The organism is Sphingobium xenophagum, from assembly GCF_031457465.1.
Taxonomy (GTDB): Bacteria; Pseudomonadota; Alphaproteobacteria; order Sphingomonadales; family Sphingomonadaceae; genus Sphingobium; species Sphingobium xenophagum_A.
This window is the reverse complement of the sequence record NZ_JAVDWV010000006.1, coordinates 1-25,347: the sequence shown is the minus strand read 5'-3', so window position 1 is coordinate 25,347 and position 25,347 is coordinate 1. Positions and strand designations below refer to the sequence as shown.

Sequence of the window (25,347 nt, the reverse complement as noted above, 5' to 3'; positions counted from 1 at the left end):
TCCGTCTTACGGCCTGGCTACGCCGATCTTGTCATTCCATGCTTGATGGCAAACAGGTTCCAACACGCCCTTCTTCCAGCATTTGGGATCAAAGGAAGGCAGGGCCGTCACATAGTCATAGCCGGGCGTACCATAATATTGCTCACCCGCCGCAACCAGCGACTTCTTGATCGAAGCGAGGCCACTGCGCGCGACCTCATGCAACGTGCCGCGATCTGCGAAGATGGCCTTGCGTCCGACCTCGGCCGTTGCGAGGCAGAAGCCCTTCTGCGCCTGCACTGTCGAATAGCCTGAATAGATGCGCGTGCCATATTGGTCGGACGCCGCCTGTCCTGGCCGTCCTTTGCCCACGGTGCGCTGGAAATAGCTCAATATACCGGCCTGCGCGGCATCCAGTTCGGCGTCATGATGCGCGATCATCGCGTTATAATTGCCGATGGCGAGCAAGGTGGGTTCGAACTGGCATTGCAGCGCCGCGACATTGAGCGCGGCGCGCAAGTTCCACACCAATCCTGCCTTGACCTCCGCTTCCGTAGCGCCGGGCAAGCCCAGCGCCGTGGCGGCCGCCGAATCGGTTAAAGGTGGGGCGGAGAGGTCAGGCGGCGACCAGAAAAATTGAGCGGCGGCAGGTTGGGCCAGCATCGGCGCCACGGCCAGAGAAAGGCCGGTCAGCACAGTACGGAACGTCATGAATTAGAGGCCTTTTACGAGCAGGTGCGATGAAGATAGTCGAATGAATATGTGTCGATGGCGACTGTATCAGCGCTGAATGATTGCGCCAGTCCTATTGGTCGGACAGGATTTCCGTATCTTCCCCCGCAGGATCGGCGGCAGGTTTCGCAGGTGCGGTGGCACTGGTCGTGGCATTGCCCGTCGGGGCGATCGCCGTGCCTTCGCTCTGGACCCCGTCCAGGTCGGTCATGGCGTCGCTGGTGGTGCCATCGACCACTTCCATGTCCTTCATCTCGACCTTGGTTTCGGTCTTGTCCGCGCCGCCGCAAGCGGCCAGCGGCAGCAGCGACAGGGTCATGGCGGCAAGTACGTGGCGGCGCATCCGGGTCTCCTTGCGATCATTGATGCCCGGCAATCCCCCGCCCGGCGAAAGGCGTGACCCTAGCGACCGGCTTCGCATTGCTCAAGTCCCGTGCCGCACCGTGACAAGCGGTTGAGAAAGGCAGGGAAATGCGCCTTGAGCGCGGCATCGAGCGGGGCCATGGATGCGTTGCCGCCCAGCGCAGCGATGCTGGTCACGGGATAGTCACTGATCCCGCACGGCACGATGCCGGTAAAATGGCTAAGGTCAGGATCGACATTGATCGCAAAGCCATGGAGCGTCACCCAGCGTCGCACCCTGATGCCCAGCGCCCCGATCTTGGCCTCCCGCCCTTGCGCGTCATCGGTCCAGATGCCGATCCGCCCCTCCGCCCGCCGCGCCGCTATGCCGAGATCAGCGAGCGCTGCGATCATCCAGCCTTCGAGATGATGCACGAAATTGCGGACATCCTTGCCGCGTTCGCCGAGGTTGATGTTGAGATAGCCGATCCGCTGCCCTGGCCCATGATAGGTGTAGCGGCCGCCGCGCCCAGCATCATAGACCGGAAAGCGCGCGTCGATCAGTTCGGCCGGATCTGCGCTGGTCCCGGCGGTGTAGAGCGGCGCATGTTCCAGCAGCCACACCCGTTCGCGCGCCTCCCCCAAATGGATCGCGGCAGCGCGTGCCTCCATCTCGGCCAGGGCCGTTGGATAATCGACAGGCGCTGTCTCTGTGCGCCATTCGACGCTGTCGGGGAAGGGAAGGGGAGCCGTCATGACGCTTCCTTGACTTGGAGACTGCGAGCGATCAAGTCTCCGCGATATTTCCGGGAACAGGGCAGGCGTTACAAGATATGGCGACAATGTCGATCGGCAAGGCGTGGCAGGAAGCGGTGGCCTTCGTCGCCCGCGAAGCCACGCTGCTGTTTCCCGTCGCGCTGCTTTTCGTGGCGCTGCCGATGGTCTTCCTTCAAGAGGTGACGCCGCCTGAACTAGTCGCTTGGTCAAACGCGCCGAAAGGCCCAATGCCGCCCATTCCGCTGAGCTACTGGGTGGCCTTATCTCTGACGGTACTCATTAGCTGGTTCGGATCTCTGGCTCAGCTTGCTTTGGCGCTTAGGCCAGGAATCAGCGTTGCAGAGGCACTACGGTTGAGTTTGATGAGATTGCCCATCTTGGTCGGCACTTATTTGGTTTCCGGAGTGGCCGGTATGCTAGTGATGATGGTGGTATCAATTCCATTGTTGTTTGTATCGCCTATTTTCGGTCCTTTGGTGGCTGTAACAACGGTTGCTGCTTTTTTTTGGAGTCGCCTAGCTCTACTGAACGCGGTTGTTATTGACGAACAACTAGGCGTTGTTGCATCGCTGCGGCGCGCTTGGATGTTAACGCGAGGCCATTTCTGGCGGCTGGTGGGCTTTATGGTTGTCGCTCTAGTACTATCCATTGTTGCTAGTTCGGCAGCGCAAGTCGTCCTAGGGCTGTTAGGCGGCGTCATCGCGGGCGTAGATGGAGCGCGACTAGTTGGCGGGATCGCTTCTTCCGCCGTTACAGCAGCAGTCCTAGTCTATATGCTGGTGATGCTCGCGCGTCTCTATCGTCAGGCGACCGCAGGCTGATCCAGCACCGGCATATGGGGTGCCGCGTCGCGCGGCAATATCCCGGCGAGGCGTGGGTCGGCAAATGTCTCGATTTCGCGCTTATAGGCGACGAACCCCGCCTTGATATAGAAGCCAAGGGCCGCTGGACTGTCGAGCGTGCAGGTGTGGACCCATAGACGTTCGACGCCCTTGCGCCAGGCGAGCGCCTTGGCCTGCGCCATCAGCCATTGGCCATGGCCCTTGCCGTTCAGTTGCGGCACCAGCCCGAAAAAACCCAGTTCGCAATCCGGCACCGAGCGGAAATCCAGTTCGAGCAATCCCACTTCGATCCCGCGCGGGTCAGTGACGGCATAGACCTCGACCGCCGGGTCATGGATGATCGCGGCAAGCGATTCGTCCTTCATCACCAGCCGCGAGAACCAGAGCCATGGCTCTCCCACCCGGCGGAACAGCGCGCGATAGCTGTCGAGTTTGGGCACTTTCCATCGGACGAGTCGCAACGGCGATGGCGGAATCGGCGTAGGGCGCGGCTTTTGCCGCATCTCCAAATGAGTGACGATCGCGGCCACCATGGCCGGATCGACCGGGATCAGCGCCATGGCGTCAGCTCCAGCTCGCCATCGGCGGCAGGCTCATCAGGATGGCGTCGATATTGCCGCCAGTCTTGAGACCGAACAGCGTGCCGCGATCATGCACCAGATTGAACTCGGCATAGCGGCCACGCCATTCCAGCATCGTGGCACAGTCCGCCTCGGTCCAGGCCTCGTCCATGCGCCGCCGCACGATCGGCGGATAGGCGTCAAGAAAGGCATCGCCCACCGCGCGGGTAAAGGCGAAATTTGCGTCGAACGCGGCATCATCGGCGCATTCGAGATGATCATAGAAAATGCCGCCAACCCCGCGATGGACGCCGCGATGAGGAATGAAGAAATATTCGTCCGCCCATTCCTTGAATCGGGGGTAATGGTCCGGGTCATGCGCGTCGCATGCGGCCTTAAGGACGTCATGGAAACAGGCTGTGTCTTCTGCACGCGGCAGTGGGGGGTTGAGGTCCGCCCCGCCGCCGAACCAGCTTTTGGTCGTCACCAGATAGCGCGTATTCATATGCACGGCGGGCACATGCGGATTGGCCATATGCGCGACCAGGCTGATTCCGGTCGCGAAAAAGGCCGGATTCTCCGCCGCGCCATGGATGCTCTGCGCAAAGCCGGGGGCGAACTCGCCGCCCACGGTCGAGATATTGACCCCGACCTTCTCGAATATCTTGCCTTTCATGACGCCGCGCACGCCACCGCCGCCTTCGCCCGGTGTCTGTCCCTCTGCCTCGCGGTCCCAGGGGGTGTAGGCGAAGCTGGCATCGCTACCCGCCTCCCGCTCGATCGCTTCGAACGCGGCGCAGATGCGGTCCCGGAGCGATTCGAACCAGGCGCGGGCGGCCTGCTGGCGAGAATCGAGGGTGAAGGGGACGATGGGCGTGGGAGCGGGGGTCATTGCGGGAACTTTCCGGTCTGGCGCAGGGCTTCGGCGACGGCGATGCCCGTGGAAACGGCGATGTTCAAGGATCGAAAGCCCGGTGCCATGGGAATCCGCACCCGGATATCGGCCATATCCCGCACGGCATCGGGGACGCCCGCGCTTTCCGACCCCATCAACAACACATCGTCACCGCGAAATGCAACGTCCGGCAGACGCTGCGAGGCATGGCTGCTCATCAGCAGCAGGCGGCGGCCGTTGGCGCGCCGATCCGCATCGAAAGCCTCGAAATTGGCGTGCCGCACGACCTCCGCCGCTGCACCATAGTCCATCGCCGCGCGTTTCAGGCGGGCGTCGGAAAAGGCGAATCCGGTCGGCATGATGATGTCCACGGGCACGGCGAAACAGGCCGCCAGACGCAGGATGGCACCGACATTGCCGGCGATTTCGGGCTGATAAAGGGCGATACGCATGGCAGTGCCCATAATGCACTGCGGCAAATTGTCATAGCTTGCGTGACTTTGCTGTTGGCAAAGAGCGCGCACTGGGGTTATCAGGCCCGCGAACCACGCCGGGGGGACGGCGGGGGCCATATCATATGGTTACCCATCACCCTTGATAAACAGGGCCGTTCACGGCATTGCGGCGGGACCAGGGACGTTCTTGCAAGGGTTGAGGTGCATGGCCAGCGTTGAACATACAGACAGCACGGGTCTACCCGGCGAAGATGGGGTCCGCCGTCGCGACTTCATCAATATCGCTGCGGTGAGTTTTGCAGGCGTGGGCGCGGTAGCCGTCGTGCTGCCGCTGATCGACCAGATGAACCCCAGCGCGGACGTGCTGGCGATGGCATCGACGGAAGTCGATCTCTCGGCGATCCAGCCGGGTCAGGCGATCAAGACGACGTTCCGCAGCCAGCCGCTGTTCGTGCGCCAGCTGACGGAAAAGGAAATCGCCGAAGCCGACAAGGTCGATCCTTCCACGCTGCGCGATCCGCAGACGCTCGAAGAGCGCACGGTCGATGGCAAGAAGCAGTGGCTGGTGACCATGGGTGTCTGCACCCATCTGGGCTGCGTGCCGCTGGGCGCTGGCGAAGGTGAGAATAAGGGCGAATATGGCGGCTATTTCTGCCCGTGCCATGGTTCGTCCTACGACACCGCCGCGCGCATCCGCAAAGGCCCTGCGCCGACCAACCTGGAAGTGCCGAAGTTCAGCTTCACTTCCGACACCGCCATTCTCGTAGGCTGAGGTAAGAAACGATGAGCTTTCCCTGGGCTGAGCAATATACGCCGAAAAATCCGGTGATGGTGTGGATCGACGAGAAGCTGCCGCTTCCGCGTCTCGCCTATAACGCTGTGGGTGCGGGCTATCCCGTTCCGCGTAACCTCAATTATTTCTGGAACTTCGGCGTCCTGGCCGGCCTTGCTTTGATGATCCAGATCATCACCGGCGTCGTCCTGGCGATGCATTATGGTGCCAATGACCTGGTGGCGTTCAGCACCGTCGAACAGACGATGCGCGACGTCAATGCGGGCTGGCTGATGCGCTATGCCCACGCCAACGGGGCCAGCTTCTTCTTCATCGTCGTCTATCTCCACATCTTCCGCGGTCTCTATTTCGGCTCCTACAAGGCGCCTCGCGAGATGGTATGGCTGCTTGGCCTCGTCATCTTCCTGCTGATGATGGCCACCGCCTTCATGGGCTATGTGCTGCCCTGGGGTCAGATGTCCTACTGGGGCGCAAAGGTGATCACCGGCCTGTTCGGCGCGATTCCCGTGGTCGGCGAACCGATCCAGACCTGGCTGCTGGGCGGTTTTGCACCCGGCAACGCCTCGCTCAACCGCTTCTTCTCGCTGCACTTCCTGCTGCCCTTCGTGATTGCCGGTGTCATCATCCTGCACATTTGGGCGCTGCATATTCCCGGTTCCTCGAACCCGACCGGCGTGGAGGTGAAGGGACCGCAGGACACTGTGCCGTTCCATCCCTATTACACGGCCAAGGACGGCTTCGGCGCGGGCATCTTCCTGATCGCCTTCTGCATCCTGCTGTTCTTCGCCCCCAACTTCCTGGGCCACCCGGACAACTATATCGAAGCGAACCCGCTCTCGACGCCCGCGCACATCGTGCCGGAATGGTATTTCTGGCCTTTCTACGCCATCCTGCGCGCCTTCACCGTGGACTTCTTCTTCGTCCCCGCCAAGCTGCTGGGCGTGTTGGCGATGTTCGCATCGATCCTGCTGCTCTTCTTCCTGCCCTGGCTCGACACCTCGCCGGTGCGGTCGGGCAAGTATCGCCCCACCTTCAACAAGTTCTTTTGGATCCTCATCCTCGACGTGTTGATCCTGGGCTATTGCGGCGGTGCGCCGGCTGAAGAGCCTTTCGTGATGATCTCGCAGGTCGCGTCGGCCTATTATTTCGCGCACTTCTTGATCATCCTTCCGCTGATCTCGCGCTTTGAAAAGCCGCTGCCGTTGCCCGGTTCGATCACCGAGGCCGTGCTGGCGAAATATGGCAAGACCGACGGCGCAACCGTCGCGGTCCCGGCCGAATAAGGGGTAGACGTAACATGGTACGCATCGGCGCATTTCTCGTCGGCCTCTTCTTCGCGGGCTGGCTGCTGGTCTCCTTCCTCATGGGGGCGGTGGCCTATGTCTCCGAACCTCCGCAGCCGACCGTGGAGCATGAATTCCACGAGCTTCCCAAGCACGTGTCCTTCTCGTTCGACGGACCGCTTGGTGGCTATGACAAGCAGCAACTGCAGCGCGGCTTCCAGGTTTACAAGGAAGTCTGCTCGGCCTGCCACAGCCTCAAGTTCGTGGCGTTCCGCGATCTCGAAGCGTTGGGCTATAACGAAGCGGAAGTGAAGGCGATCGCCAAGCAATGGGCGATCAAGGCTCCCTCGGTCGACCCGGCAACGGGCGAAGCATCGACCCGCGAGCCGATGCCCGCTGACTATTTCCCCAAGCCCTTCGCGAACAATGTCGCGGCGGCTGCGGCAAACAATAATGCGATCCCGCCAGACCTGTCGCTGATGACCAAGGCCCGCCACCATGGCAGCGCCTATGTCTATTCGCTGCTGACCGGTTATCAGGCGCAACCCGCTGCGTTGCTCAAGGAGTTCCCGGACTCCAAGACGCCGGAAGGGCTGCACTACAACCCCTATTTTGCGAACCTGAACCTCGCCATGGCGCCGCCGCTGACGGCCGAAGGCCAGGTGACCTATAGCGACGGCACCAAGCCGACGGTGGACCAGATGGCGAAGGACGTTTCGGCCTTCCTGACCTGGACCGCTGAGCCGAAGCTGGAGAATCGCCGCCGTGCGGGTCTGGCGACGATCATCTTCCTGCTGATCGCTACGGGCCTGGCCTATATGTCCTACCAGAATATCTGGGCGGAAAAGAAGAAGGCGGCCTGACAGGTCGGTCCGCAAGAACAAGGATTATGAAGAGGGCGCGGTTTCATTTGGGAACCGCGCCCTTTTTCCTTATGGAGACGGCATGAGCATCGACACGCTGGCGGGCCTCGTCCGCACCATTCCCGATTTTCCGAAACCCGGCATTCAATTTCGCGATGTCACGACCTTGCTGGCGGACGGGGCAGGGCTGGCGGAACTTGTCGAGCGTATGGGCACCATCGCGCGACCGCTGGACCCCGACCTGATCGTCGGCATTGAAGCGCGCGGCTTCATCCTGGGGGCCGCGCTCGCTCTGACCTTGGGCAAGGGTTTTGTGCCCGTGCGCAAGGCGGGCAAGCTGCCGGGCAAAACTGTCGGCATCGACTATGTGCTGGAATATGGCACGGATCGTCTGGAACTGCATGAAGGGCAAGTTCCATCGGGTGCCCGCATATTGCTGGTCGATGATCTGATCGCCACAGGCGGCACGGCCCTTGCCGCAGCGCAATTGCTGCGCGAGCAGGGCGCGAGTGTGTTGATGGCGCTGTTCGCGATCGACCTGCCTGATCTTGGCGGGATGGCGGCGTTGGAAGCCGACGGTGTCGCCGCGCAGGCGATCATCGCGTTCGAAGGCGACTAAAGACCGTTGGCCAATGCCTCCGGCAGCAGATCGACCGCTGCCGCCAAACGCTCGTCGAGTAGTTCCAGCAATTCCATCCAGCCGTTGATATGATCGAGTTCGCCCGGTCCGTCGGAAATACCGCGCAAGCCCATCAGCGGCACGTCGAACCGGGCGCAGGCCCGCGCCACCGCGAAGGTCTCCATGTCGACCATGTCGGCGTCGATTGCCGCATAATCGTCGCCGCCGACGATATTGGCACCTGTGGAGAGCCGGGCGCTTGGTATGGCCAGTGGCGTTGCCAGCGGCAAATCAACCGGATGGTCGACAAAGGGCGTCACGCCTTTGGTAAAGCCCAACCGCGAGGCATCCATATCGCGCCACGAAACGCTGGCGACCTGCACAATTTCACCCAAGCCGCAAATCCGCGAACCGGCCGAGCCGAGGCATACGACCAGATCGGGAAGCGCATTATGGCGCGCCATATCCTGAAGGGCGATCCCGGTCGCCAGTGCGGCCTCTACCGGCCCCACGCCCGTCATCAGCGGCGTAAACCGGCTACGCAGATGCGGCCCATATTCCGCATCTGCCGCCATCACGAACAGCAGGCGCTTGCCCGAAACGATCTCGCAGCCTGCCATCTCTGTTCGCCCCTTGCCCATGCCGCAACGCCCATAGCCCGGCGCCAGCGACACCGCAAAAGAGAAAGCCCGCCACCTGAAAACAGGTGACGGGCTTTGTCATGGTGGGCGTGGCAAGGATTGAACTTGCGACCCCTGCGATGTCAACACAGTGCTCTACCACTGAGCTACACGCCCACGGGAGTTGGGCCTTTAGCCGGGCGAATCGGATGGTGCAAGCAGGAAAATGCCCGACCCCGATATTCTTCTGGACAGGGCATAGCAGGCCCATATGTTGCAGTGCAAACAGGGGGACGCCAAGACATATGCTGCCATCGCCATCTTCGCCGATCCAGACGACGCCACGTCTGCCCTGGTATCGGCAGCTCTATGTCCAAGTGCTGATCGCTATCGCGCTGGGCGTGACGATCGGTCATTTCTTCCCTGATGCCGGTGTCCAGCTCAAGCCCTTGGGGGAAGCCTTCATCAAGCTGGTGAAGATGATCATTGCGCCTGTCATCTTTCTGACGATTGTGACCGGCATTGCGGGCATGAAGGAACTGGGTGCCATTGGCCGGGTCGCGGCCAAGGCCTTTGGTTATTTCCTGACTTTTTCGACGCTGGCGCTGATTGTCGGCCTGATTGTCGCGAATGTGGTACAGCCCGGCGCGGGGCTCAACATTGATCCCGCCAGCCTCGATGCCGAACAGGTCGCCGACTATGCGAGCAAGGCGCATGAGAGCAGCCTGACAAGCTTTCTGATGAACATCATTCCCGCGACCATGGTGTCGGCGGTGGCGGACGGCAACATCCTGCAGGTGCTGTTCGTGGCGATCCTGTTCGGCATCGCGCTGACTCTGATCGGCGACAAGGCAGCCCCGCTGATGATCGTCCTCGAATCCGCCAGCCATGCGGTGTTCAAACTGGTATCGATCCTGATGAAGGCGGCACCGATCGGGGCGTTCGGGGCGATGGCCTTCACCATCGGCGAATATGGGGTCGGCACGCTCGCCAACCTCGCGGGACTGGTCGCGACCTTCTATCTGACCTCGCTTTTGTTCGTGCTGGTGGTTTTGGGCGGCGTCTGTTGGGCGGTGGGCTTCAACATCCTTCATCTCATCCGCTATCTGAAGGCCGAATTGCTTCTGGTTCTCGGCACATCCTCGTCGGAAGCCGCTTTGCCCAGCCTGATCGAGAAAATGGAGCGAGCCGGGTGCCGCAAGTCGGTGGTCGGCCTGGTCGTGCCGACAGGATATAGTTTCAACCTTGACGGCACCAACATCTATATGACCCTCGCGGCGCTGTTCATCGCGCAGGCTTGCAATGTCGATATCAGCCTGGAGCAGCAAATATTGCTGCTGTTGGTCGCGATGATATCATCCAAAGGGGCAGCGGGGGTCACCGGGGCGGGTTTCATCACATTGGCCGCGACGCTGTCGATTGTGCCGACCGTGCCTGTTGCCGGCATGACGTTGATCCTGGGCGTGGATCGTTTCATGAGCGAGTGCCGAAGTCTGACCAACTTTATCGGCAATGCCGTGGCGACGGTGGTGGTATCCGCCTGGGAAAAGGGGCTGGATCGGGAGCGTTTCAACGCTGCGATGGCGGGGATCGCGCTTGATCCCACGCCTGACATGCAAGAAGTCGTTCCAGACTAGACGTTCAGTTCAATCCGGTCAGACTCTCGCTGCTAAACATCCGTTCAACCTCCAGCACCAGATCGCGCAAATGGAAAGGTTTGGACAGGACCTTTGCTTGCGGCACGGCTTTACCTGCGCGCAATGTCACCGCGGCAAAGCCAGTGATGAACATGATGCGCATATCCGGTGCTATGGATGCGGCGTGTTGGGCTAGTTCAATGCCGTCCATCTCCGGCATGACGATATCGGTCAGGAGCAGGTCGAATCGGTCGGATTGAATATGGGGGACAGCCTCGGTTCCCGTTGAAACCGCGACGACTTCATATCCCGACCGTTCCAGCGCGCGAGCAAGATAGACCCGCATGCTTTCATCGTCTTCTGCCAATAATATGCGAACCATCGCCCCCACTCTTCATAACATCTGCGACCCCCACGGGTGGCGCGAAGCCGAGATATATGCGACAAGGTGTAAATATTATCCAGCCAAGCAACCATTTTCGCCTGCGCCGTTGAAAGGAGCCCTATTGGACGACAGCCCGCCGCGCGCGCCGACGCACAGCGACCCGGCCTTCGACCTATATGGCCCCACGGTTCCTGACAGTCCGGTTATACTGTCGGTTCCCCACGCAGGCCGCCTCTATCCCCCCGCCTTGCTGGAGCAGGCGCGCGTGCGGCCTGAGACATTAAGGCGGCTTGAAGATCGTTGGGTCGATTTGCTCGTCCACCCGCTCATTGCGCTCGGCTTTACGGTACTGATCGCGCGCGCACCGCGCGCATTGATCGACCTTAATCGCCATGACCGGGAGATTGATCCGGCGATGCTGTCGGACCTGCCGCCTATGATCACGTTGCAGAGCAGCGCGAAGTTACGCGGCGGACTTGGGCTGCTGCCGCGCCGTTTGGCCGGCGCGCCCGAATTGTGGCTCAGGCCAATTGCATGGGCTGAGGCCCAGCGGCGGATCGAGACGGTCCATCGGCCCTATCACACGATGATTGGGCAACTAATGGCTGCGGCGCGCGATGTTCATGGCCATGCGATCCTGATCGACCTGCATTCTATGCCACCGTTGCCGCCCCCGTCCCCAGGACACCCCGCGCCGGGCCTGGTGCTGGGCGACCGGTTCGGCCGCAGCGCGTCGAGCCGCTTGACGACGCTCGCCGCCGATGTCGCGGCGGGGCACGACATGTTGGTGGCGATCAATAGCCCTTATGCGGGCGATTATCTGATCGAACGGCATGGGCGACCGGAGCGGGATCTGCATGCGCTGCAGATCGAGATCGACCGCGCACTTTATCTCGACGCGACGCTGGACCGGCCGGGGCCGGGAATCGCACGGATGCGCGTGCTGGTGCAAGCGATGGTCCAGGCGCTCGCGGCCGAATTGCCGCGTGCCGATTATGTATTGGCGGCGGAGTGATTAACGCGGCGGATCAATGACGGCGCGCGCGCCTGCAACGCTTAAGTGGTGCGAATCGAAATAGAGCGGCTGGCCGTCCCGTTCGATGGCGCAGACGCGCGCGTCGCATAGCCGCGCCACGGGGTCGATCAGCGTCACACTCTGCGCCTGCCAGCGGGCAAAGAGCGCGCGCAGACGCACGATGCGCGCTTCCACTTGTGCCCGCGCGATGCCTTGCGCGCGGTTCAGCCTGCCGGCTCTCGCCAGATGGGCGAGGTGACGGGGAACGTCGAAGGGTTGGGGCGGAACTGCGCCGATCAGCACGACCTCCCGCCCTTCGGTCCGGATCGCGGCGATGGTGCGGTCGAGTTTCGCCACGAAAGCGGGATCGTCAAATACGCCATTGGCCCAGAAGGCGGCAAGGTAGATGCGGCGCAATCCCGTATCGGCGCGGATTGCTTCGAACGCGGTCCGGTTGGCGGTAGCGCAGCGAGCATCCTTCGCCTCATAACCCAATACGGGCGGGCAACTCGACGTTGTACGCTCGATCAGCGATTGGCCCTGTGCGCGGGCGTCTTGTGCCAGCACATGCGCCAGTTCCACGCCGTGGCTGTCGCCCCACAGCATGGCGTCGGGCCGGACTGGGGCGCCCAGGATGCAGGGCTTGGCGCCACGCATATAGCTGTCGTGGCAGCGTTTGCGATCCGGGCTGATGTCGTTGCGCCCGGCGATCTGCGCCAGAACGGTGGGTGAAAATCGTGAGGACCATGGTCCCATCGCCAGCAGGGCTAGCGACAGCGCACAGAGTAGCGCCATCGCCGCGCCGGTGAAGCGGAAAATGGTGCGGGGCGGCATGCGGGCCGAATCGCGGAAAGGTTGTTCGACGAAGCGCCAGGATAGCCAGGCGATGGCCAGCGATGCGACAAGGACGGCGATCTGTGTTCCACCCGACAGCGGCAGGTCGGTCGCATATTCGGTGAAGACGATCAGCGGCCAGTGCCACAGATAAAGCGAGTAAGAGATCAGCCCAACGCCGACCAGCGGGGGCAGGGCGAGGATGCGACCCACGATCGTCCCCGGCGCGCCGTGGAGCAGCGCCATTGCCCCCAGGACGGGAGCCAAAGCTGCAACGCCGGGGAATAGCGTGTTGCGGTCATAGAGGAAGACCGCACTGCCGATCGCCAAGAGGCCAGCCCAAGCGACGGCTTCGCGCAGCCAGCGCGCCCGGATCGCAGGTATGATCCCCAGCGCTAGGAGCGCGCCCGCGAGTAATTCCCAAGCGCGGGTGGGGAGCAGGTAGAAGGCGAAGCCTGTGGTGTCGCGCTGCATCAATATGCACAGGGTCAGGGAGGCGACCGCGATGGCCGCCACGACGCCTGCGCGCACGCGCGTTCCGAAGCGGGCGAGCAGCATCAGCAGGACGGGGAAGCCGATATAATATTGCTCCTCCACCGCCAGCGACCAGGTCTGGAGCAGGGGCTTCACGTCGGCGCCGCCCGCGAAATAGCCGGTGTCGGTGAAGAACCACAGGTTGGAGACGAACAGCGTCGCAGCCAAAGCGGATTTGGGCACGCCCTCCAGATCGCCGGGCAAATAGAGCCAGGCCGACAGGCCCAGCACGGCGAGGATCATCAGGGCGAGGGCGGGCATGATTCGCCGGAAGCGCCGCTCGTAGAAGCGGAGCAGCGAGAAGCGGCCTTCGTCGATGTCGCGGGCGATGATGCCGGTGATCAGATAGCCCGAAATCACGAAGAAGATGTCGACGCCGACATAGCCGCCCGCAAAGCCCGGCACATGGGCGTGGAACAGCAGGACAGGCAGGATGGCGAGCGCACGCAGGCCGTCAATGTCGCGGCGGTGGGGCCGGGTCGTGTGCGCGCCTATCTGTTCTGCCTTTCCGTGCATGGCGCGGGCCTACGCCCAAAGCCCTGATATTTGCTTTACCCGATTCGCCGCGAGGGCACGGGACACGATTGCAGTTTACGCAATTGCAGCTTCACCCTTCGCATTTGCGAAGAATACGCCCCGCTGGCACTAAGACTGTGCCTTTCAGGCATCCTCTCCTAAACTTTTCAGGCTGGTCTCACGATCAGCCTTTTTTTTGTCTGCGGCTTGGGCTAGGCATCCCTCGCTGTTGCCGCGCCATATAACATGTTTCTGGAGAGGGGCCGCCGGTAAGACCGGCAGGCGGGGCATAGTTGGGGGATCGAGCGCTTAAGTGCGCTCTCCCCCATTTTCTTATCTTCTATGCCGTCGCCATCTCGCGGCCATAAGCGACGACCGCTTCCACTTCGGCGCGGTCGCCCAGCACCACGCCGACGCGCTGGTGCAGGCTGGTCGCGGGCACGTCCATGATCGGCTGGAACCCGTCGCTCGACGCGCCACCGGCCTGCTCGATCAGATAGCTCATCGGATTGGCTTCATACATCAGCCGCAGCTTGGCCTTGCCCGGATTGCGATGGTCGTAGGGATAGAGGAAAATCCCGCCGCGCTTGAGGATGCGATGCACGTCCGCCACCATGGAGGCGGTCCAGCGCATGTTGTAATCTTGGCCGCACGGACCCGCGCCGCCCATGACGCGCTCTTCGACATAGCGGGCAACGGCGGGCGACCATTGGCGGCGATTCGACATGTTGATGGCAAATTCGCACTTGCCCTGCGGCATCTGCATATTGGCGTCGGTCATCACCCAGCTGCCGACTTCGCGGTCGAGCGTGAATTCATAGACGCCCGTGCCGACGCTCAGCACCAGCAAGGTCTGCGGCCCGTAAATGGCATAGCCCGCCGCGACCTGCGCCCGGCCGTCCTGCAGGAAATCCTGCTCGGTCACTTCGCGGCCGGCACAGGCCTCAGGCGCTTTGAGAACGGAGAAGATGGTGCCGACCGAAAGGTCGACGTCGATGTTGCTGGACCCGTCGATCGGATCGAACAGCAGCAGATATTCGCCCTTGGGATAGCGATTGGGGATGCGGTGGATCGTCTCCATCTCTTCCGACGCCATGGCGGCGAGATGGCCGCCCCATTCATTGGCATCGAGCAGCATTTCATTGGCGATGACGTCCAGCTTCTTCTGGACTTCGCCCTGGACATTTTCGCTGTCCAGGCTGCCCAGCACTTCGCCCAGCGCGCCCTTGCTGACGGCATGGCTGATCGTTTTGCACGCGCGCGCCACGGTTTCGATCAGCAGGCGCAATTCGGCGGGCAGGGCTTCGGCCAAGCGCTGTTGTTCGATCAGGAAACGGGTGAGGGTGGTTCTTGCCATGGGCCGCCTTTCGTAAAGGGCAGGGGCCGCGACAGGACGCCGCGGCGCTTGAAAATCGGAACGGGCCTTCGCTACGGGACTCGCTCCGTCAAGTCCAGCCGCCGCGTCACTCGCCGCGCGCCCGTGCCGCAGCGTCGGCGCGGCCCAGCGTCAGGGCACGGACCCGTTCCACCGCTTCGGCAAAAGCATCGTCGCGCGCACCCTGAGCATAAAAGCGTTCCGCCGTCGCATAGTCGCCGTCCCGTTCAGCGCACAGTCCCCGGTTGAACAGAAGCGAAGGATGGCCCGGTTGGTTGGCGTCCATTGCGGACCATATATTACAGGCGGCGACCGGATCGCGTTGCGACAATTTGATGCTGTCGCGGAACCGCTGGGCCATGGCCTTGTCCATCCCCTCGCGCTCTTCGCGCAGACGGATGCGATAATTTTCGTGGCGTGGAATAATGTCGTCAGCCAGCCGGTCGGCGGCGGCGCGAACCATGCGATCAATGCTTTGGCGCGGTGTGCGCTTGGACTTGTCGTTGGGACAGGTGACGATCGTGTCGGTTTGCGTGCGGGTTTCGTTATAGAGTATCTGACCGTCCGCTGCACGGGCGATCCGCAAGGTCGGGGCAAAGCTGATCGTCTGCTGCAAGCAGAATGCCTCCACCTTTTCCTTCTTCGTGCATTTTTGCTCGGTGCCCTCGGCGCATACCTCCACCTTGCGGGTCACATTGCTGTCGCGCACGCTGGCGTCGGCCAGGCCGGTGATGATGCCATCGGCATCGGGGCCGCGCCGCGACAAGGCAATGAGGGCAAAATAGGGGCGTCCATCCGGTCCGGTCCGGCGCAATTTCTGTTCGATCGCCAGTGCCAGGGCGGTGCCGTCCCGCCCGGCGATACGATCAACGCCGATGCTGCGGAGCTGGCTGACGGGGCGATGGGGGGCGGGAAAATGGCCGGTCATGGAGAAGACCTCCGCCTGAACCGGCATGCTTGCTGTCAGGACCGCCACCAGCATGGTGACCCCCATTATTGACCGCATAAAAATTCCCCCTGATTTGCCCCGCCGTTGCTGTAAGCGCGCCTCTTCACCCGATCAAGACGGTGCTGCGCAGGTGGGCGGGAACTGCTGGCCAGATGGATCGTTGCGCCCGCGTGCCGAATGGCAGCCCTGGAAGGATTATCATGGACAGTCTGATTGCCGCTTTTACCGACCCCACCGCCATTGCCGCGCTGATCGCGCTGGTGGTCATGGAAGTGGTGCTGGGTATCGACAATCTGGTGTTCATCTCGATCCTGACCAACAAGCTGCCAATGGAGCAACGGCAGACGGCACGGCGCATCGGCATCGGCCTGGCGCTCGGCATGCGGTTGGTTCTGTTGTCGATGATCGCCTGGATCGTCGGGCTGACGGCCCCGGTGTTCGATCTTGGCATCAGCGGTCCGTTGAACGAATACGGCGCACCGACTTTTGAGACCGAATTTTCCTGGCGCGACCTGATCCTGATCGTCGGCGGTCTGTTCCTGATCTGGAAGGCGACCAAGGAAATCCATCACACTGTCGATCCGGCGGGTGGTGACGATATGCTGGACAAGAAGAGCGTTGCGACCATCACCTTTGGCAGCGCGATCGTGCAGATCATCCTGCTCGACATGATCTTCTCGCTCGATTCGATCCTGACCGCGGTTGGCATGACTGACAATCTGGCGATCATGGTGATCGCGGTGCTGGTCGCGGTGACCGCGATGGTGCTGGCGGCCGATCCGCTCGCCAACTTCATCGCGCGCAATCCGACCGTGGTGATGCTGGCGCTGGGCTTCCTGCTGATGATTGGCGCGGTGCTGATCGCCGATGGCTTTGGCGTGCATGTGCCCAAGGGCTATATCTATGCGGCGATGGCGTTTTCGACGCTGGTCGAATGCCTGAACATTTTTGCGCGCCGTGCGCAGAAACGGAAGGGCGGGGCGCAGTAACGCGACAGTGGCAAAGTTCACACCGTCGTCGGGGTGATTTTCCCTGTTTCGCAGAAATTGCGACGGATAGGCACCGGCGACGCGACGGATGCCTATGCGTCAGGTGCGGCCCGCGCGCCAGCGACGCGCCACTGACGCGACACCTATGCGACAGCGACGCGACGCTGTTGCCGCCAAAAAATCCTGGCATCGGGGAGGAAGGATCACGCATCCGTCAGGATAAAGCAGACGAAATCCTATTTTGAAAGAGCCCATTCCCGCGTCCCGGCAGAGCCGTCTGCGGTCTGTGATGCGTCAGGTGAGAAGCAGTTTTCCGCCGGCGATCAACAGCACGACGCCCAATGCCTGAAGCAGGCGCGCATTGGGGAGGCGCGCAATGCCTAAGCTGGTCCCGATCGCCGCGCCGATCGCGACCGCCGCGAGGAAATAGGGCAGCGCGTCCGGCAATTTTCCGACGCTCGACAGATTACCGGCCAACCCCGCGATCGAATTGACGAGGATGAACAGGGCGGCAACGCCGCTGGCACGGCGTGGCGTAGACCAGCCAAAGAAAAGCAGGATAGGGCTGAGGAAAATGCCGCCGCCCGTCCCGGTCAGGCCCGATAGCGCGCCCACGATCGCGCCGCTGCCAAGGCTTGCCCATAGGGGCGGTGCGGCTATCGTCGCCTGCTGGGCGATCGGGCGGGGCCAGAGCAGCCGTGCCGCCGCGACAAGCAGAATCGCCCCGACGAGGGGCCGATAGGTGTCGGCTGGGAGGTGGATGCGGCCACCCAGAAATGCGAAGGGCAGGGCACCCAGTACGAAGGGCAGGGCAAGCCGAAGGTCAAATTGCCCGGCGCGGGCGAAGCGCCAGGTCGTGAAGGTGGCGACAAGGATGTTCAGCACCAGCGCGGTCGGCCGCATCGTTTCCGGCGCGACACTGAAGAAGGCCATGATCGCGAGATAGGCCGAGGCCCCGGCATGCCCGACGGCCGTATAAAGCATCGCGCCCACGCCCATGAGCAAAGCCATGATGACGATCGTCTGCGTGTCCAATATGCCTCCGTCGGTCGCCCGATGCCGCCCGGACCAGCGGGGGCCGGATCATGCAATCCAGCCCCGACCGATCATCACGCAGCGGCGCGGCGTTCTTTCAGTTCTTCGTTCAGCATTTCGGCCAGCAGGAAAGCCAGCTCCAGGCTTTGCGCTGCGTTCAGGCGCGGGTCGCAATGGGTGTGGTAGCGGTCAGCGAGGCCTTCGTCGGTGATGGCGATGGCGCCGCCGGTGCATTCCGTCACATTCTGGCCAGTCATTTCGGCATGGATGCCACCGCCGAAGCTGCCCTCGGCGCGGTGGACGGCGAAGAAGCCGCGCACTTCGGCCAGGATGCGATCGAAGGGCCGCGTCTTATAGCCGTTGGCGGCCTTGATGACGTTGCCGTGCATCGGGTCGCAGGACCACACCACCGGATGCCCTTCGCGCAGCACCGCGCGGACCAGCTTGGGCAGGCCCGCCTCGATCTTGTCATGGCCGTAGCGGGTGATGAGCGTGATCCGCCCGGCTTCACGCGACGGGTTCAGCGTGTCGAGCAGGCGCAGCAGCGCGTCCGGCTCCAGGCTGGGGCCGCATTTGAGGCCGATCGGATTGCCGATGCCGCGCAGATATTCGACATGGGCCGACCCTTCGAACCGGGTGCGGTCGCCGATCCACAGCATATGCGCGGACGTGTCATACCAGTCGCCGGTCAGCGAATCCTGCCGCGTCAGCGCTTGTTCGAACGGCAGCAGCAGCGCTTCATGGCTGGTGTAGAAGCTGGTCCCGCCAAGCTGGGGCACGGTTTCCGCCGACAGGCCGCAGGCGCGCATGAAGTCGAGCGCCTGGCCGATCTGGTCGGCCATCTGTTCGAACTTCGCAGCCCAGGGCGAGCGGCCCATGAAATCGAGCATCCAGCCATGCACCCGGTCGAGGCTGGCATAGCCGCCGGTCGAGAAGGCGCGCAGCAGGTTGAGCGTGGCCGCCGACTGGTTATAGGCCTGCACCATCCGCTGCGGGTCCGGCTCGCGGCCCTGTGCGGTGAAGGCAATGTCGTTGACATTGTCGCCGCGATAGCTGGGCAGTTCGACGCCATCTATGACTTCGGTGTCGGCGGAGCGCGGCTTGGCGAACTGACCTGCCATGCGGCCGACCTTCACCACGGGCAGCTTCGACGCGAAGGTCAGGACGACCGCCATCTGCAGCAGCACGCGGAACGTGTCGCGGATATTGTTCGGGTGGAATTCCGCGAAGCTCTCCGCACAATCGCCGCCCTGCAGCAGGAAGGATTCGCCAGCCGCGACCTTGGCGAGATCCGCCTTCAGGTTGCGGGCTTCGCCTGCAAAGACGAGCGGCGGAAACTGGCCAAGCTGTGCCTCGACGGCGGCCAGAGCCTCCGCATTACGATAGGCAGGCATCTGAATGCCCTTATGCGCGCGCCAGCTATCCGGCGTCCATTTCGCCGCCACGACGAGTCTCCTACATGAACCAAAAAAACAGGGGCCGCACCTACGCCGCCGCGCCCTTCAAGGCAAGTTTATAGCAGCCGCACGGGCGCGCCGCGCAATGATCCTTTCGATCAATGTGATCGAGCGGCTATTTTTGGCAAGGATAGCGGTCGTTTAGCGCAACGCTGACCAGCACGGAGGCGGGGGTGCGCCGTTGGTCGGGCCAGCGTTCGAGATAGGCGACCACCGTGCGGCGCGCGTCGTCGGCGCTCATCCTTTCGGGCCAGCAGACTTGTCGGCCCCGTCCGATGAACAGATCCTTGCGGATGCCATCGACCACGCCGACGATATAGGCGGTGCAGGCGAGGCCATATTCGGGAGCCTTGTTACGGCATTTGGCGAGCAGGCTGGTGCCGCTTTCGAACATGAATGCGCCGCCGCCCGGTTGTGCGGCTGGTGTGGGGGACGCGGCGAGCAGGGCGACGGGCAGGGCAAGGAGGGGCGCGCGCATGATGGCGGGGCATCCTGTGGGTGAGGGGCGTTGGGGGCGACCATGACGCAGCCTTCCGGGCCTGTCCAGACGACCGGGCGCGCTATGGCCACCATCCGGCTCAGCCAGCTTCGCGCTGCTCCTCGCGGCGGCATCCGGTCATGAGGTGGCAGGCGATGTCGTGGCGGCTGGGGCCGGGCTGGGGCAGCCAGGGCGGCACCCACTGGCCCGCAAGGCCTGCGCCGCAATACCAGGGTGAAGCGGCATCGGCGCTGGCCAGCGGGGCGTTGAGGAACAGGCAGGCCAGCGTGCTGGCGAGCGCCGCGCTAGACCGCATGGCTGAACCGTGTTTCGACGAGCTCCAGATAGGCATCGAAACAGGCGGCGATGCTGCGGGCGTAGGGTAGTGCTTCGGCGGTCAGCCATAGACGATTTCCGCTCCGTTCGACCAGTCCGCGTTGTTCGAAGCGGTCGAGGTCGGGCTGGGGGTCGGCGGCGTCCAGATGTACTTCGCCCTGGCAGAGCAGGGCTTCGATGATGCGCCCGCGACGCTGGTCTTCGGAAGTGCGGATCAGGCCGCGCGTGGTGGCGAGCTGGCCCGCTTCGATCGCGGTGCGCCAGGGGCCGGCCTGTTTCGCATTCTGGACGATCAGGTCGGGGAATTGGCTGATGGCGCTGGCACCCATGCCGATCAAGATTTGGGCGGGATCATCAGTGAAGCCCTGAAAATTACGGCGCAAGCGGCCCTGCGCGGCGGAGAACGCCATGCCATCGTTGGGCAGGGCGAAATGGTCGAAGCCGATCGCGCGATAGCCTGCCTGCGTCAGCGCAACATGCCCCATGGCAGCCATCGCGAATCGCTGAGCGACATCTGGCAGGTCGCTGGCGTCGATGCGCCGCTGGCGCGGCAGCAGGCGCGGCATATGGGCATAGCCGAACAGGGCAATGCGCGCAGGCGCGAGGCGGATGGTGGCGTCGAGCGTGGCGGACAGATCGTCCATGCTTTGCCCCGGCAGGCCATACATCAGGTCGAAGCCCGTGGCGACGCCTGCCTTGTCCAGCCGTTCCACCGCGCGTTCGACCATGTCGAGCGGCTGGATACGGCCGATCCGCGTCTGGACATGGGGGCTGAAGGTCTGGACGCCCAGATTGACGCGGTCGACCCCCATGGCGGCCATCGCGTCGATCCAGTCCGCGTCCAGACGGCGCGGGTCCAGTTCGACCGAAAGCTCGGCATGATGGGCGTCGAAACAGCGTAGCAACTGCTGCATCAGCCGGATGAAATCGACGAGCGGCAGCGAATTGGGGCTGCCCCCGCCAAAAGCGATACGCGTCACCCGACCGCGTCCGTTCAGCCGGGCGGCGATCAGCGCGACTTCGCGCTCCAGCGCTTCGACATAGGCGGTCAGCCGCTGTGCCTTGTTCGCCGCGCCGGTGTTGCAGCCGCAATACCAGCAGATGTCGTGGCAATAGGGGATGTGGACATAGAGCGAGATCGGCGTGTCGGGGGCGAGCGCGTCCAGCCGCTGGCCCATCTCCGTCGCGCCGACCCTATCGGTAAATTGCGCGGCGGTGGGATAGCTGGTGTAGCGCGGCACCGGCCGGGCGAGCAGGTCAGGATGATAGGTCCACATGGGCTGGGTGATCGCAGCAAGTCGCCGCGGCTGCATTGCGCCAGATCAAATTGCAGCTTGCGCCCGGTCAATGCCGCGCCGTGCCGGATGCGGCAGAGCGCTCCCCACCAGACAGGGAGATTTATCATGACCATCAAGACCATCCTGCTAGCCACGGCCTGCGCCGCTGCTGCCATGGCCGCCCCGGCGCAGGCCGCGCAGGGCGACGTGCTTGTCCGCCTGCGCGGCATCATGGTCGCGCCCAATGAGAAGAGCGGTAGCGTGCTGCCCGGCTTTCCGGGCGAAAAGGTGAAGGTGAACAACACCATCACGCCGGAAATCGACATCACTTACATGGCGACCGATCATATCGGTTTCGAACTGATCGCGGCGACCAGCCGCCATACGGTGAGCGGCAAGACCGGGACGACGGGATCGCTGGGCGATCTGGCGGCGACCAATGCGCTACCACCGACGCTGACGGTGCAATATCATTTCGCGCCGGGCAGCAAGATCCGTCCCTATGTCGGCGCGGGCGTAAACTATACGTTGTTCTTCAACAATGATGCGTCCAGCGCTTTGGAAGGCGCGGTTGGCAAGACCAAGGTGCATCTGTCCGACAGCTTTGGCTGGGCCGGGCAGGCGGGGGTCGACATCGACCTGAACGAGAAATTGTTTTTGAACTTCGACGTCAAATATATCGACATCGACACGAAAGCGCGGCTGACGACGGCGGCGGCAGGCGTGCAGCGGGTGAAGGTGAGCCTGGACCCGTGGGTGTTCGGCGTGGGTGTCGGGATGCGGTTTTAGGGCTGACTGCCCTCGCATCCACCATCAAGCCCGTTCGGGCTGAGCCTGTCGAAGCCCTGCACTTTCTTCAAAGAAGTGAGGCCCCCTTCGACTGCCTGCCAAGGCAGGCGCTCAGGACAGGCTTCGACAGGCTCAGGGCGAACGGAGGAAGGTGGTTTATGGCTTCCTCTTCGCGGTGAAGGCGAAGGTGACGGCGACATTGGGAGCCAGACTGCCGCTGCTGTCGCCATTGCCAACGCCGAAGGCGGCGCGGGCGATGGTGGCGGTGCCGCTGACCTTGCGGGTCGCGCCGTCGCCCGACAGGGTGAAGCTGATGGTCTGGGGTTTGCTCACGCCCTTGAGGCTGAGCCTGCCGCTGGCGCGATAGGCGTTTGCTCCTGTTTTTTCCGCGCCCTTTGCGGTGAAGGTCGCGGTCGGATGGGCGGCGACGGCGAAAAATTCGTCGCCTGGCAGCATCCCGTCCTGATAGGCGTCGCCGACGCTGGCGCTGGCCATGTCGATGGATACCTGAATGTCGGCGGTTTCGGGATGGTCGGGGTCCATGACGATCGCGGCGGTCCATTTGACGAAACTTCCCGTGATCGTCTGGCCATCATTCCCGACCGCAAAGCCGATCGTGCCGCCGGGTTGCACGGTCCAGGCGGGGGGCGGGCCGATGGGTTCTTCTGCTGCGGCGACGGTTTCATTGGCGACGGCGCTATTGTCTGGTTCGGTGATGTTGACTGGGGCCTCCGGGGCCGTTGCTGCCGGTTCTTCGGCGGCTGGCGCTTCTGCGGCGGTAACGGGTGCAGCAGCGGGCAGAATCATCCGCCCCAGCGCAAAGCCGAGCAGGATCAGCGCGGGCAGTCCGACCAGCAGCGCGGTCGATCGGTTCGGGATCATCCGCCAGATGAGGCCGTCGCGCATCAGCAGATGATGGCGCAGCGCGCCCGCGACATGGAGCAAGACGAGCGCGATACCGATCCAGGCGATCAGGCTATGGCCGCCCTCGGCCAGGCCATGGGCGGACGCGGGGAGCGGCAGATGCGGCAGGGGGATGATCCCGAAGATCAGGGTGGGCACCTTGACCTTGGCAGTCGAGACGAGCGCCCAGCCGGTCAGCGGCGCACCCAACATGAAAGCGTAGAGGCCGCCATGCACGGTCGATGCCAAGGCACCCTGCCATCCGCCCTCCAGCTTCGCCGGGCGCGGCTTCCAATAGCCGATGCCGATCCGCAGCAGCGTCAGCGCGAGGATGGCGATGCCGACCGACTTATGTAGTTGGTAGAGCGCAAAGCCGCGCGCCCCCAGATCTTCCAGCGCCCAGCCGACGCTGATCTGGAAAGCGAGCAGGGCGGCGATCGCCCAGTGCAGGATGATGGCGGCAAGGCTGTAGCGCGGCATGGGAACCCCCGGATCAATGAACGGGGCAAAGCTATGTCGCCTGTGCAACGAAGTCCATTGCCGCGCCGGGAAACGCTGCGTTGCCTTAGGGCTGGAGGTCGATCGCTAGCTTGTCGGCGTCGGGCAGCGACGCGCCCATGATGGTCGCCAGCGTCGGTGCGATGGCGCGCATGTCGATCATGCCCAAATCCTTGCCGCGCGGCACGCCCTTGCCCATCAGCAGGAAGCTCGCCTGCAGATTGGCGGGACCGGGGAAATAGCCGTGCATCCCCTTGACCGGGCTTTTCGCGCGCACCGGCGCAGGGGGGCCGCGATAAATGTCGGTGACGAAGCCTGGGGCGAGGTTGATATAGAAAGTCGCTTGCGGATTGCCGCCGATCGCGGCGATCTGCGCCTTGTCGGCTACCTGCGCGATGCCGTTGGCAGGGTTGGCGGCGAGCGTGTCGAGCAGCGTCTTCACTCGTTCCGTCAGTGCGGCGTCGTCGGGCCGGGCCAGCATGATCGCGGCCGATCCGCCCGAAATCCAGGGCATGGCCAGCCAGGAGGCGACCTTGCCATCAGCGCCAACGGTGATCAGTCCCGCGTCGATGAACGGGCGATAGAGGTTGATGGCGGTATGCGTCGCTTCAAAACCATGGTCGCTGACCACGGCGATCACCGCGTCGGGATGGGCCTGCATCTCCGCCGCCACCAGATCGCCGACGATGGCGTCGATCTTTTCCAGCACGGCCTTGGCGGCCGGGCTGTCAGGGCCGCTCGCATGTTCCTCATGGTCAAGCGCGGCGAAATAGACGGTCAGGAATTGCGGCTTGTGCGTGGCGATAAGCGCGGTGGCGAATTTGCCCCGGAGCTGGTCGCCGGTCAGGCTTTCGTCGATGCCCATTGCATAGGGCTGGCCGACCTTCGCCGCCAGTTCGGCCGACAGCCCCGGCGTTGCCAGCGCGTCGAGCAGTTTGGCGTCGTCGCCATGGCCGGTATGCCAGATTTGCGGCAGGTTCCAGGTCACGCCCTTGGGCGCGACGCTGACCGGCCAGTGGACATTGCCGGTGGAGAGGCCCGCCTTGTTTGCAGCTTCCCAAAGGGTCGGCACCTTGATGTCGGGGGCATACCAGTACCAGCCGCCCTGGTTGATGCCCATGGGATCGAAACTGTTATTGGCGACGATGCCATGTTTCGCGGGCGACACGCCGGTGATCAGCGTCGTGTGGCTGGGATAGGTCAGCGTTGGCGCGACGCCGGTGACGCCGGAGGCATGGGCGCCATCAGTCAGGAAGCGGCGCAGATTGGGAATGGCGAGGCCGCGCTTCTGTGCCTCGATCACGTCGCCGGGCCGCAGCCCGTCGATCGAGATCAGCAGCACCGGCTCCGCCAGCGCCATGCCGGAAAGGCAGGCGGCGAGGGCGGTGGCGAGGAGAAGCGCGGTTTTGATCATGAGGATATGCTGTCCTTCTTGTGCCCCTGGCCGAAGAGGAGCAGTGATCCATATTGGCCCCTCCCCCTTGAGGGCAGGGGAATCGCATATGGGCTTGAACGATTGATCGAATGGGATTCTTGGGCAGTCTCCATGGTTGGAGGCGCCCGATGGATGAGTTTTCGGC

27 protein-coding genes and 1 tRNA gene are annotated in these 25,347 nt (G+C 63.1%); 9 read left to right on the top strand and 19 right to left on the bottom strand.

Going from position 1 to position 25,347, the window contains the following annotated elements; translation table 11 throughout:
• Positions 1-6: 6 nt before the first annotated feature.
• The 3 genes from J2W40_RS07185 to lipB form a co-directional block, all read right to left on the bottom strand.
• A complete protein-coding gene (locus J2W40_RS07185) occupies positions 7-690 on the bottom strand; it encodes a hypothetical protein (RefSeq protein ID WP_310223112.1) in 684 nt (227 codons plus the stop codon).
• A 94-nt stretch (positions 691-784) separates the two neighbouring features.
• On the bottom strand, positions 785-1,054 hold the full coding sequence (locus J2W40_RS07180) for a hypothetical protein (protein ID WP_310223110.1): 270 nt from the start codon (positions 1,052-1,054) through the stop codon (positions 785-787).
• A 59-nt stretch (positions 1,055-1,113) separates the two neighbouring features.
• Entirely contained in the window at positions 1,114-1,809 is a 696-nt protein-coding gene (gene lipB / locus J2W40_RS07175; protein ID WP_310223108.1) for a lipoyl(octanoyl) transferase LipB, read from the bottom strand.
• 77 nt (positions 1,810-1,886) lie between these two features.
• Between lipB and J2W40_RS07170 the strand changes: the two genes are divergently transcribed.
• A complete protein-coding gene (locus J2W40_RS07170) occupies positions 1,887-2,651 on the top strand; it encodes a hypothetical protein (RefSeq protein ID WP_310223106.1) in 765 nt (254 codons plus the stop codon).
• On the opposite strand, the gene J2W40_RS07165 is transcribed toward J2W40_RS07170, so the two are convergent.
• From J2W40_RS07165 to J2W40_RS07155, 3 genes are read right to left on the bottom strand one after another with little or no spacing between them, the layout of a single operon-like run.
• The gene (locus J2W40_RS07165) at positions 2,633-3,232 is read right to left on the bottom strand and encodes a GNAT family N-acetyltransferase (RefSeq protein ID WP_310223105.1); all 600 of its coding nucleotides are present in this window, start codon (positions 3,230-3,232) and stop codon (positions 2,633-2,635) included. The genes J2W40_RS07170 and J2W40_RS07165 overlap by 19 nt on opposite strands.
• A gap of 4 nt (positions 3,233-3,236) precedes the next feature.
• Positions 3,237-4,124: an oxygen-dependent coproporphyrinogen oxidase gene (hemF, locus tag J2W40_RS07160; RefSeq protein WP_310223103.1), complete on the bottom strand. Its 888-nt coding sequence runs from the start codon at positions 4,122-4,124 to the stop codon at positions 3,237-3,239.
• Positions 4,121-4,591: a tRNA (cytidine(34)-2'-O)-methyltransferase gene (locus tag J2W40_RS07155; RefSeq protein ID WP_310223101.1), complete on the bottom strand. Its 471-nt coding sequence runs from the start codon at positions 4,589-4,591 to the stop codon at positions 4,121-4,123. Before J2W40_RS07155 ends, hemF begins: the two co-directional genes overlap by 4 nt.
• 196 nt (positions 4,592-4,787) lie before the next feature.
• Between J2W40_RS07155 and petA the strand changes: the two genes are divergently transcribed.
• From petA to J2W40_RS07135, 4 genes are all read left to right on the top strand, one after another.
• Complete coding sequence (gene petA, locus J2W40_RS07150; protein ID WP_069065205.1) at positions 4,788-5,354, top strand: ubiquinol-cytochrome c reductase iron-sulfur subunit; 567 nt, start codon at positions 4,788-4,790, stop codon at positions 5,352-5,354.
• Between the two features lie 11 nt (positions 5,355-5,365).
• On the top strand, positions 5,366-6,658 hold the full coding sequence (locus J2W40_RS07145) for a cytochrome b (RefSeq protein ID WP_310223098.1): 1,293 nt from the start codon (positions 5,366-5,368) through the stop codon (positions 6,656-6,658).
• Between the two features lie 14 nt (positions 6,659-6,672).
• A complete protein-coding gene (locus tag J2W40_RS07140; RefSeq protein WP_310223096.1) occupies positions 6,673-7,521 on the top strand; it encodes a cytochrome c1 in 849 nt (282 codons plus the stop codon).
• 82 nt (positions 7,522-7,603) lie between these two features.
• Positions 7,604-8,140, top strand: a complete 537-nt coding sequence (locus tag J2W40_RS07135) for an adenine phosphoribosyltransferase (RefSeq protein WP_310223094.1) — start codon at positions 7,604-7,606, stop codon at positions 8,138-8,140.
• On the opposite strand, the gene J2W40_RS07130 is transcribed toward J2W40_RS07135, so the two are convergent.
• Complete coding sequence (locus tag J2W40_RS07130; protein ID WP_310223092.1) at positions 8,137-8,760, bottom strand: 5'-methylthioadenosine/S-adenosylhomocysteine nucleosidase; 624 nt, start codon at positions 8,758-8,760, stop codon at positions 8,137-8,139. The genes J2W40_RS07135 and J2W40_RS07130 overlap by 4 nt on opposite strands.
• Positions 8,761-8,862: 102 nt before the next feature.
• A tRNA-Val gene (locus tag J2W40_RS07125) sits at positions 8,863-8,937 on the bottom strand.
• 128 nt (positions 8,938-9,065) lie between these two features.
• Between J2W40_RS07125 and J2W40_RS07120 the strand changes: the two genes are divergently transcribed.
• A complete protein-coding gene (locus J2W40_RS07120) occupies positions 9,066-10,397 on the top strand; it encodes a dicarboxylate/amino acid:cation symporter (RefSeq protein ID WP_310223090.1) in 1,332 nt (443 codons plus the stop codon).
• Between the two features lie 4 nt (positions 10,398-10,401).
• On the opposite strand, the gene cpdR is transcribed toward J2W40_RS07120, so the two are convergent.
• Positions 10,402-10,779 carry a cell cycle two-component system response regulator CpdR gene (cpdR, locus tag J2W40_RS07115; protein WP_310223516.1) on the bottom strand — a complete coding sequence of 126 codons (378 nt, stop codon included), beginning with the start codon at positions 10,777-10,779 and terminating at the stop codon, positions 10,402-10,404.
• A gap of 124 nt (positions 10,780-10,903) precedes the next feature.
• Here cpdR and J2W40_RS07110 point away from each other — a divergent pair, with 124 nt between their 5' ends.
• A complete protein-coding gene (locus J2W40_RS07110; RefSeq protein WP_310223088.1) occupies positions 10,904-11,797 on the top strand; it encodes an N-formylglutamate amidohydrolase in 894 nt (297 codons plus the stop codon).
• Here J2W40_RS07110 and J2W40_RS07105 read toward each other — a convergent pair whose 3' ends face one another.
• The 3 genes from J2W40_RS07105 to J2W40_RS07095 form a co-directional block, all read right to left on the bottom strand.
• Positions 11,798-13,681 (bottom strand): acyltransferase family protein, encoded by a 1,884-nt coding sequence (locus tag J2W40_RS07105; protein WP_310223086.1) that lies wholly within the window; start codon positions 13,679-13,681, stop codon positions 11,798-11,800.
• A gap of 340 nt (positions 13,682-14,021) precedes the next feature.
• Positions 14,022-15,038, bottom strand: coding sequence for a class 1 fructose-bisphosphatase (locus tag J2W40_RS07100; RefSeq protein ID WP_310223084.1), 1,017 nt, complete (start codon positions 15,036-15,038; stop codon positions 14,022-14,024).
• Positions 15,039-15,144: 106 nt separating this feature from the next.
• Positions 15,145-16,062: a tetratricopeptide repeat protein gene (locus J2W40_RS07095; protein ID WP_310223082.1), complete on the bottom strand. Its 918-nt coding sequence runs from the start codon at positions 16,060-16,062 to the stop codon at positions 15,145-15,147.
• Positions 16,063-16,205: 143 nt separating this feature from the next.
• Here J2W40_RS07095 and J2W40_RS07090 point away from each other — a divergent pair, with 143 nt between their 5' ends.
• On the top strand, positions 16,206-16,994 hold the full coding sequence (locus tag J2W40_RS07090; protein WP_310223080.1) for a TerC family protein: 789 nt from the start codon (positions 16,206-16,208) through the stop codon (positions 16,992-16,994).
• Between the two features lie 294 nt (positions 16,995-17,288).
• On the opposite strand, the gene J2W40_RS07085 is transcribed toward J2W40_RS07090, so the two are convergent.
• From J2W40_RS07085 to hemN, 5 genes are all read right to left on the bottom strand, one after another.
• The gene (locus J2W40_RS07085) at positions 17,289-18,029 is read right to left on the bottom strand and encodes a sulfite exporter TauE/SafE family protein (protein WP_310223078.1); all 741 of its coding nucleotides are present in this window, start codon (positions 18,027-18,029) and stop codon (positions 17,289-17,291) included.
• 74 nt (positions 18,030-18,103) lie between these two features.
• Positions 18,104-19,474, bottom strand: a complete 1,371-nt coding sequence (locus J2W40_RS07080; RefSeq protein WP_310223076.1) for a class II 3-deoxy-7-phosphoheptulonate synthase — start codon at positions 19,472-19,474, stop codon at positions 18,104-18,106.
• Positions 19,475-19,601: 127 nt separating this feature from the next.
• Positions 19,602-19,964, bottom strand: coding sequence for a Rap1a/Tai family immunity protein (locus tag J2W40_RS07075; RefSeq protein ID WP_310223074.1), 363 nt, complete (start codon positions 19,962-19,964; stop codon positions 19,602-19,604).
• Between the two features lie 100 nt (positions 19,965-20,064).
• Complete coding sequence (locus J2W40_RS07070; RefSeq protein ID WP_310223072.1) at positions 20,065-20,280, bottom strand: hypothetical protein; 216 nt, start codon at positions 20,278-20,280, stop codon at positions 20,065-20,067.
• Complete coding sequence (hemN, locus tag J2W40_RS07065) at positions 20,270-21,577, bottom strand: oxygen-independent coproporphyrinogen III oxidase (RefSeq protein WP_310223514.1); 1,308 nt, start codon at positions 21,575-21,577, stop codon at positions 20,270-20,272. Before hemN ends, J2W40_RS07070 begins: the two co-directional genes overlap by 11 nt.
• A 126-nt stretch (positions 21,578-21,703) precedes the next feature.
• Here hemN and J2W40_RS07060 point away from each other — a divergent pair, with 126 nt between their 5' ends.
• Complete coding sequence (locus tag J2W40_RS07060) at positions 21,704-22,366, top strand: OmpW/AlkL family protein (protein ID WP_310223070.1); 663 nt, start codon at positions 21,704-21,706, stop codon at positions 22,364-22,366.
• Between the two features lie 156 nt (positions 22,367-22,522).
• On the opposite strand, the gene J2W40_RS07055 is transcribed toward J2W40_RS07060, so the two are convergent.
• On the bottom strand, positions 22,523-23,749 hold the full coding sequence (locus tag J2W40_RS07055) for a YceI family protein (RefSeq protein WP_310223068.1): 1,227 nt from the start codon (positions 23,747-23,749) through the stop codon (positions 22,523-22,525).
• An 85-nt stretch (positions 23,750-23,834) separates the two neighbouring features.
• Positions 23,835-25,178, bottom strand: coding sequence for an alkaline phosphatase family protein (locus tag J2W40_RS07050; protein WP_409050356.1), 1,344 nt, complete (start codon positions 25,176-25,178; stop codon positions 23,835-23,837).
• Positions 25,179-25,347 lie beyond the last annotated feature (169 nt).

Bases quoted from the DNA above. Each gene is read 5' to 3' on its own strand.
- J2W40_RS07090 (WP_310223080.1), top strand. From the start codon at position 16,206: ATGGACAGTCTGATTGCCGCTTTTACCGACCCCACCGCCATTGCCGCG.
- J2W40_RS07130 (WP_310223092.1), bottom strand. From the start codon at position 8,760: ATGGCAGGCTGCGAGATCGTTTCGGGCAAGCGCCTGCTGTTCGTGATG.
- J2W40_RS07135 (WP_310223094.1), top strand. From the start codon at position 7,604: ATGAGCATCGACACGCTGGCGGGCCTCGTCCGCACCATTCCCGATTTT.
- lipB (WP_310223108.1), bottom strand. From the start codon at position 1,809: ATGACGGCTCCCCTTCCCTTCCCCGACAGCGTCGAATGGCGCACAGAG.
- J2W40_RS07070 (WP_310223072.1), bottom strand. From the start codon at position 20,280: ATGCGGTCTAGCGCGGCGCTCGCCAGCACGCTGGCCTGCCTGTTCCTC.
- J2W40_RS07095 (WP_310223082.1), bottom strand. From the start codon at position 16,062: ATGCGGTCAATAATGGGGGTCACCATGCTGGTGGCGGTCCTGACAGCA.
- J2W40_RS07100 (WP_310223084.1), bottom strand. From the start codon at position 15,038: ATGGCAAGAACCACCCTCACCCGTTTCCTGATCGAACAACAGCGCTTG.
- J2W40_RS07055 (WP_310223068.1), bottom strand. From the start codon at position 23,749: ATGCCGCGCTACAGCCTTGCCGCCATCATCCTGCACTGGGCGATCGCC.
- J2W40_RS07155 (WP_310223101.1), bottom strand. From the start codon at position 4,591: ATGGGCACTGCCATGCGTATCGCCCTTTATCAGCCCGAAATCGCCGGC.
- cpdR (WP_310223516.1), bottom strand. From the start codon at position 10,779: ATGGTTCGCATATTATTGGCAGAAGACGATGAAAGCATGCGGGTCTAT.
- J2W40_RS07165 (WP_310223105.1), bottom strand. From the start codon at position 3,232: ATGGCGCTGATCCCGGTCGATCCGGCCATGGTGGCCGCGATCGTCACT.
- petA (WP_069065205.1), top strand. From the start codon at position 4,788: ATGGCCAGCGTTGAACATACAGACAGCACGGGTCTACCCGGCGAAGAT.
- hemF (WP_310223103.1), bottom strand. From the start codon at position 4,124: ATGACCCCCGCTCCCACGCCCATCGTCCCCTTCACCCTCGATTCTCGC.
- J2W40_RS07145 (WP_310223098.1), top strand. From the start codon at position 5,366: ATGAGCTTTCCCTGGGCTGAGCAATATACGCCGAAAAATCCGGTGATG.
- J2W40_RS07180 (WP_310223110.1), bottom strand. From the start codon at position 1,054: ATGCGCCGCCACGTACTTGCCGCCATGACCCTGTCGCTGCTGCCGCTG.
- J2W40_RS07120 (WP_310223090.1), top strand. From the start codon at position 9,066: ATGCTGCCATCGCCATCTTCGCCGATCCAGACGACGCCACGTCTGCCC.
- J2W40_RS07105 (WP_310223086.1), bottom strand. From the start codon at position 13,681: ATGCACGGAAAGGCAGAACAGATAGGCGCGCACACGACCCGGCCCCAC.
- J2W40_RS07140 (WP_310223096.1), top strand. From the start codon at position 6,673: ATGGTACGCATCGGCGCATTTCTCGTCGGCCTCTTCTTCGCGGGCTGG.
- J2W40_RS07060 (WP_310223070.1), top strand. From the start codon at position 21,704: ATGACCATCAAGACCATCCTGCTAGCCACGGCCTGCGCCGCTGCTGCC.
- J2W40_RS07170 (WP_310223106.1), top strand. From the start codon at position 1,887: ATGGCGACAATGTCGATCGGCAAGGCGTGGCAGGAAGCGGTGGCCTTC.
- hemN (WP_310223514.1), bottom strand. From the start codon at position 21,577: ATGTGGACCTATCATCCTGACCTGCTCGCCCGGCCGGTGCCGCGCTAC.
- J2W40_RS07075 (WP_310223074.1), bottom strand. From the start codon at position 19,964: ATGCGCGCGCCCCTCCTTGCCCTGCCCGTCGCCCTGCTCGCCGCGTCC.
- J2W40_RS07185 (WP_310223112.1), bottom strand. From the start codon at position 690: ATGACGTTCCGTACTGTGCTGACCGGCCTTTCTCTGGCCGTGGCGCCG.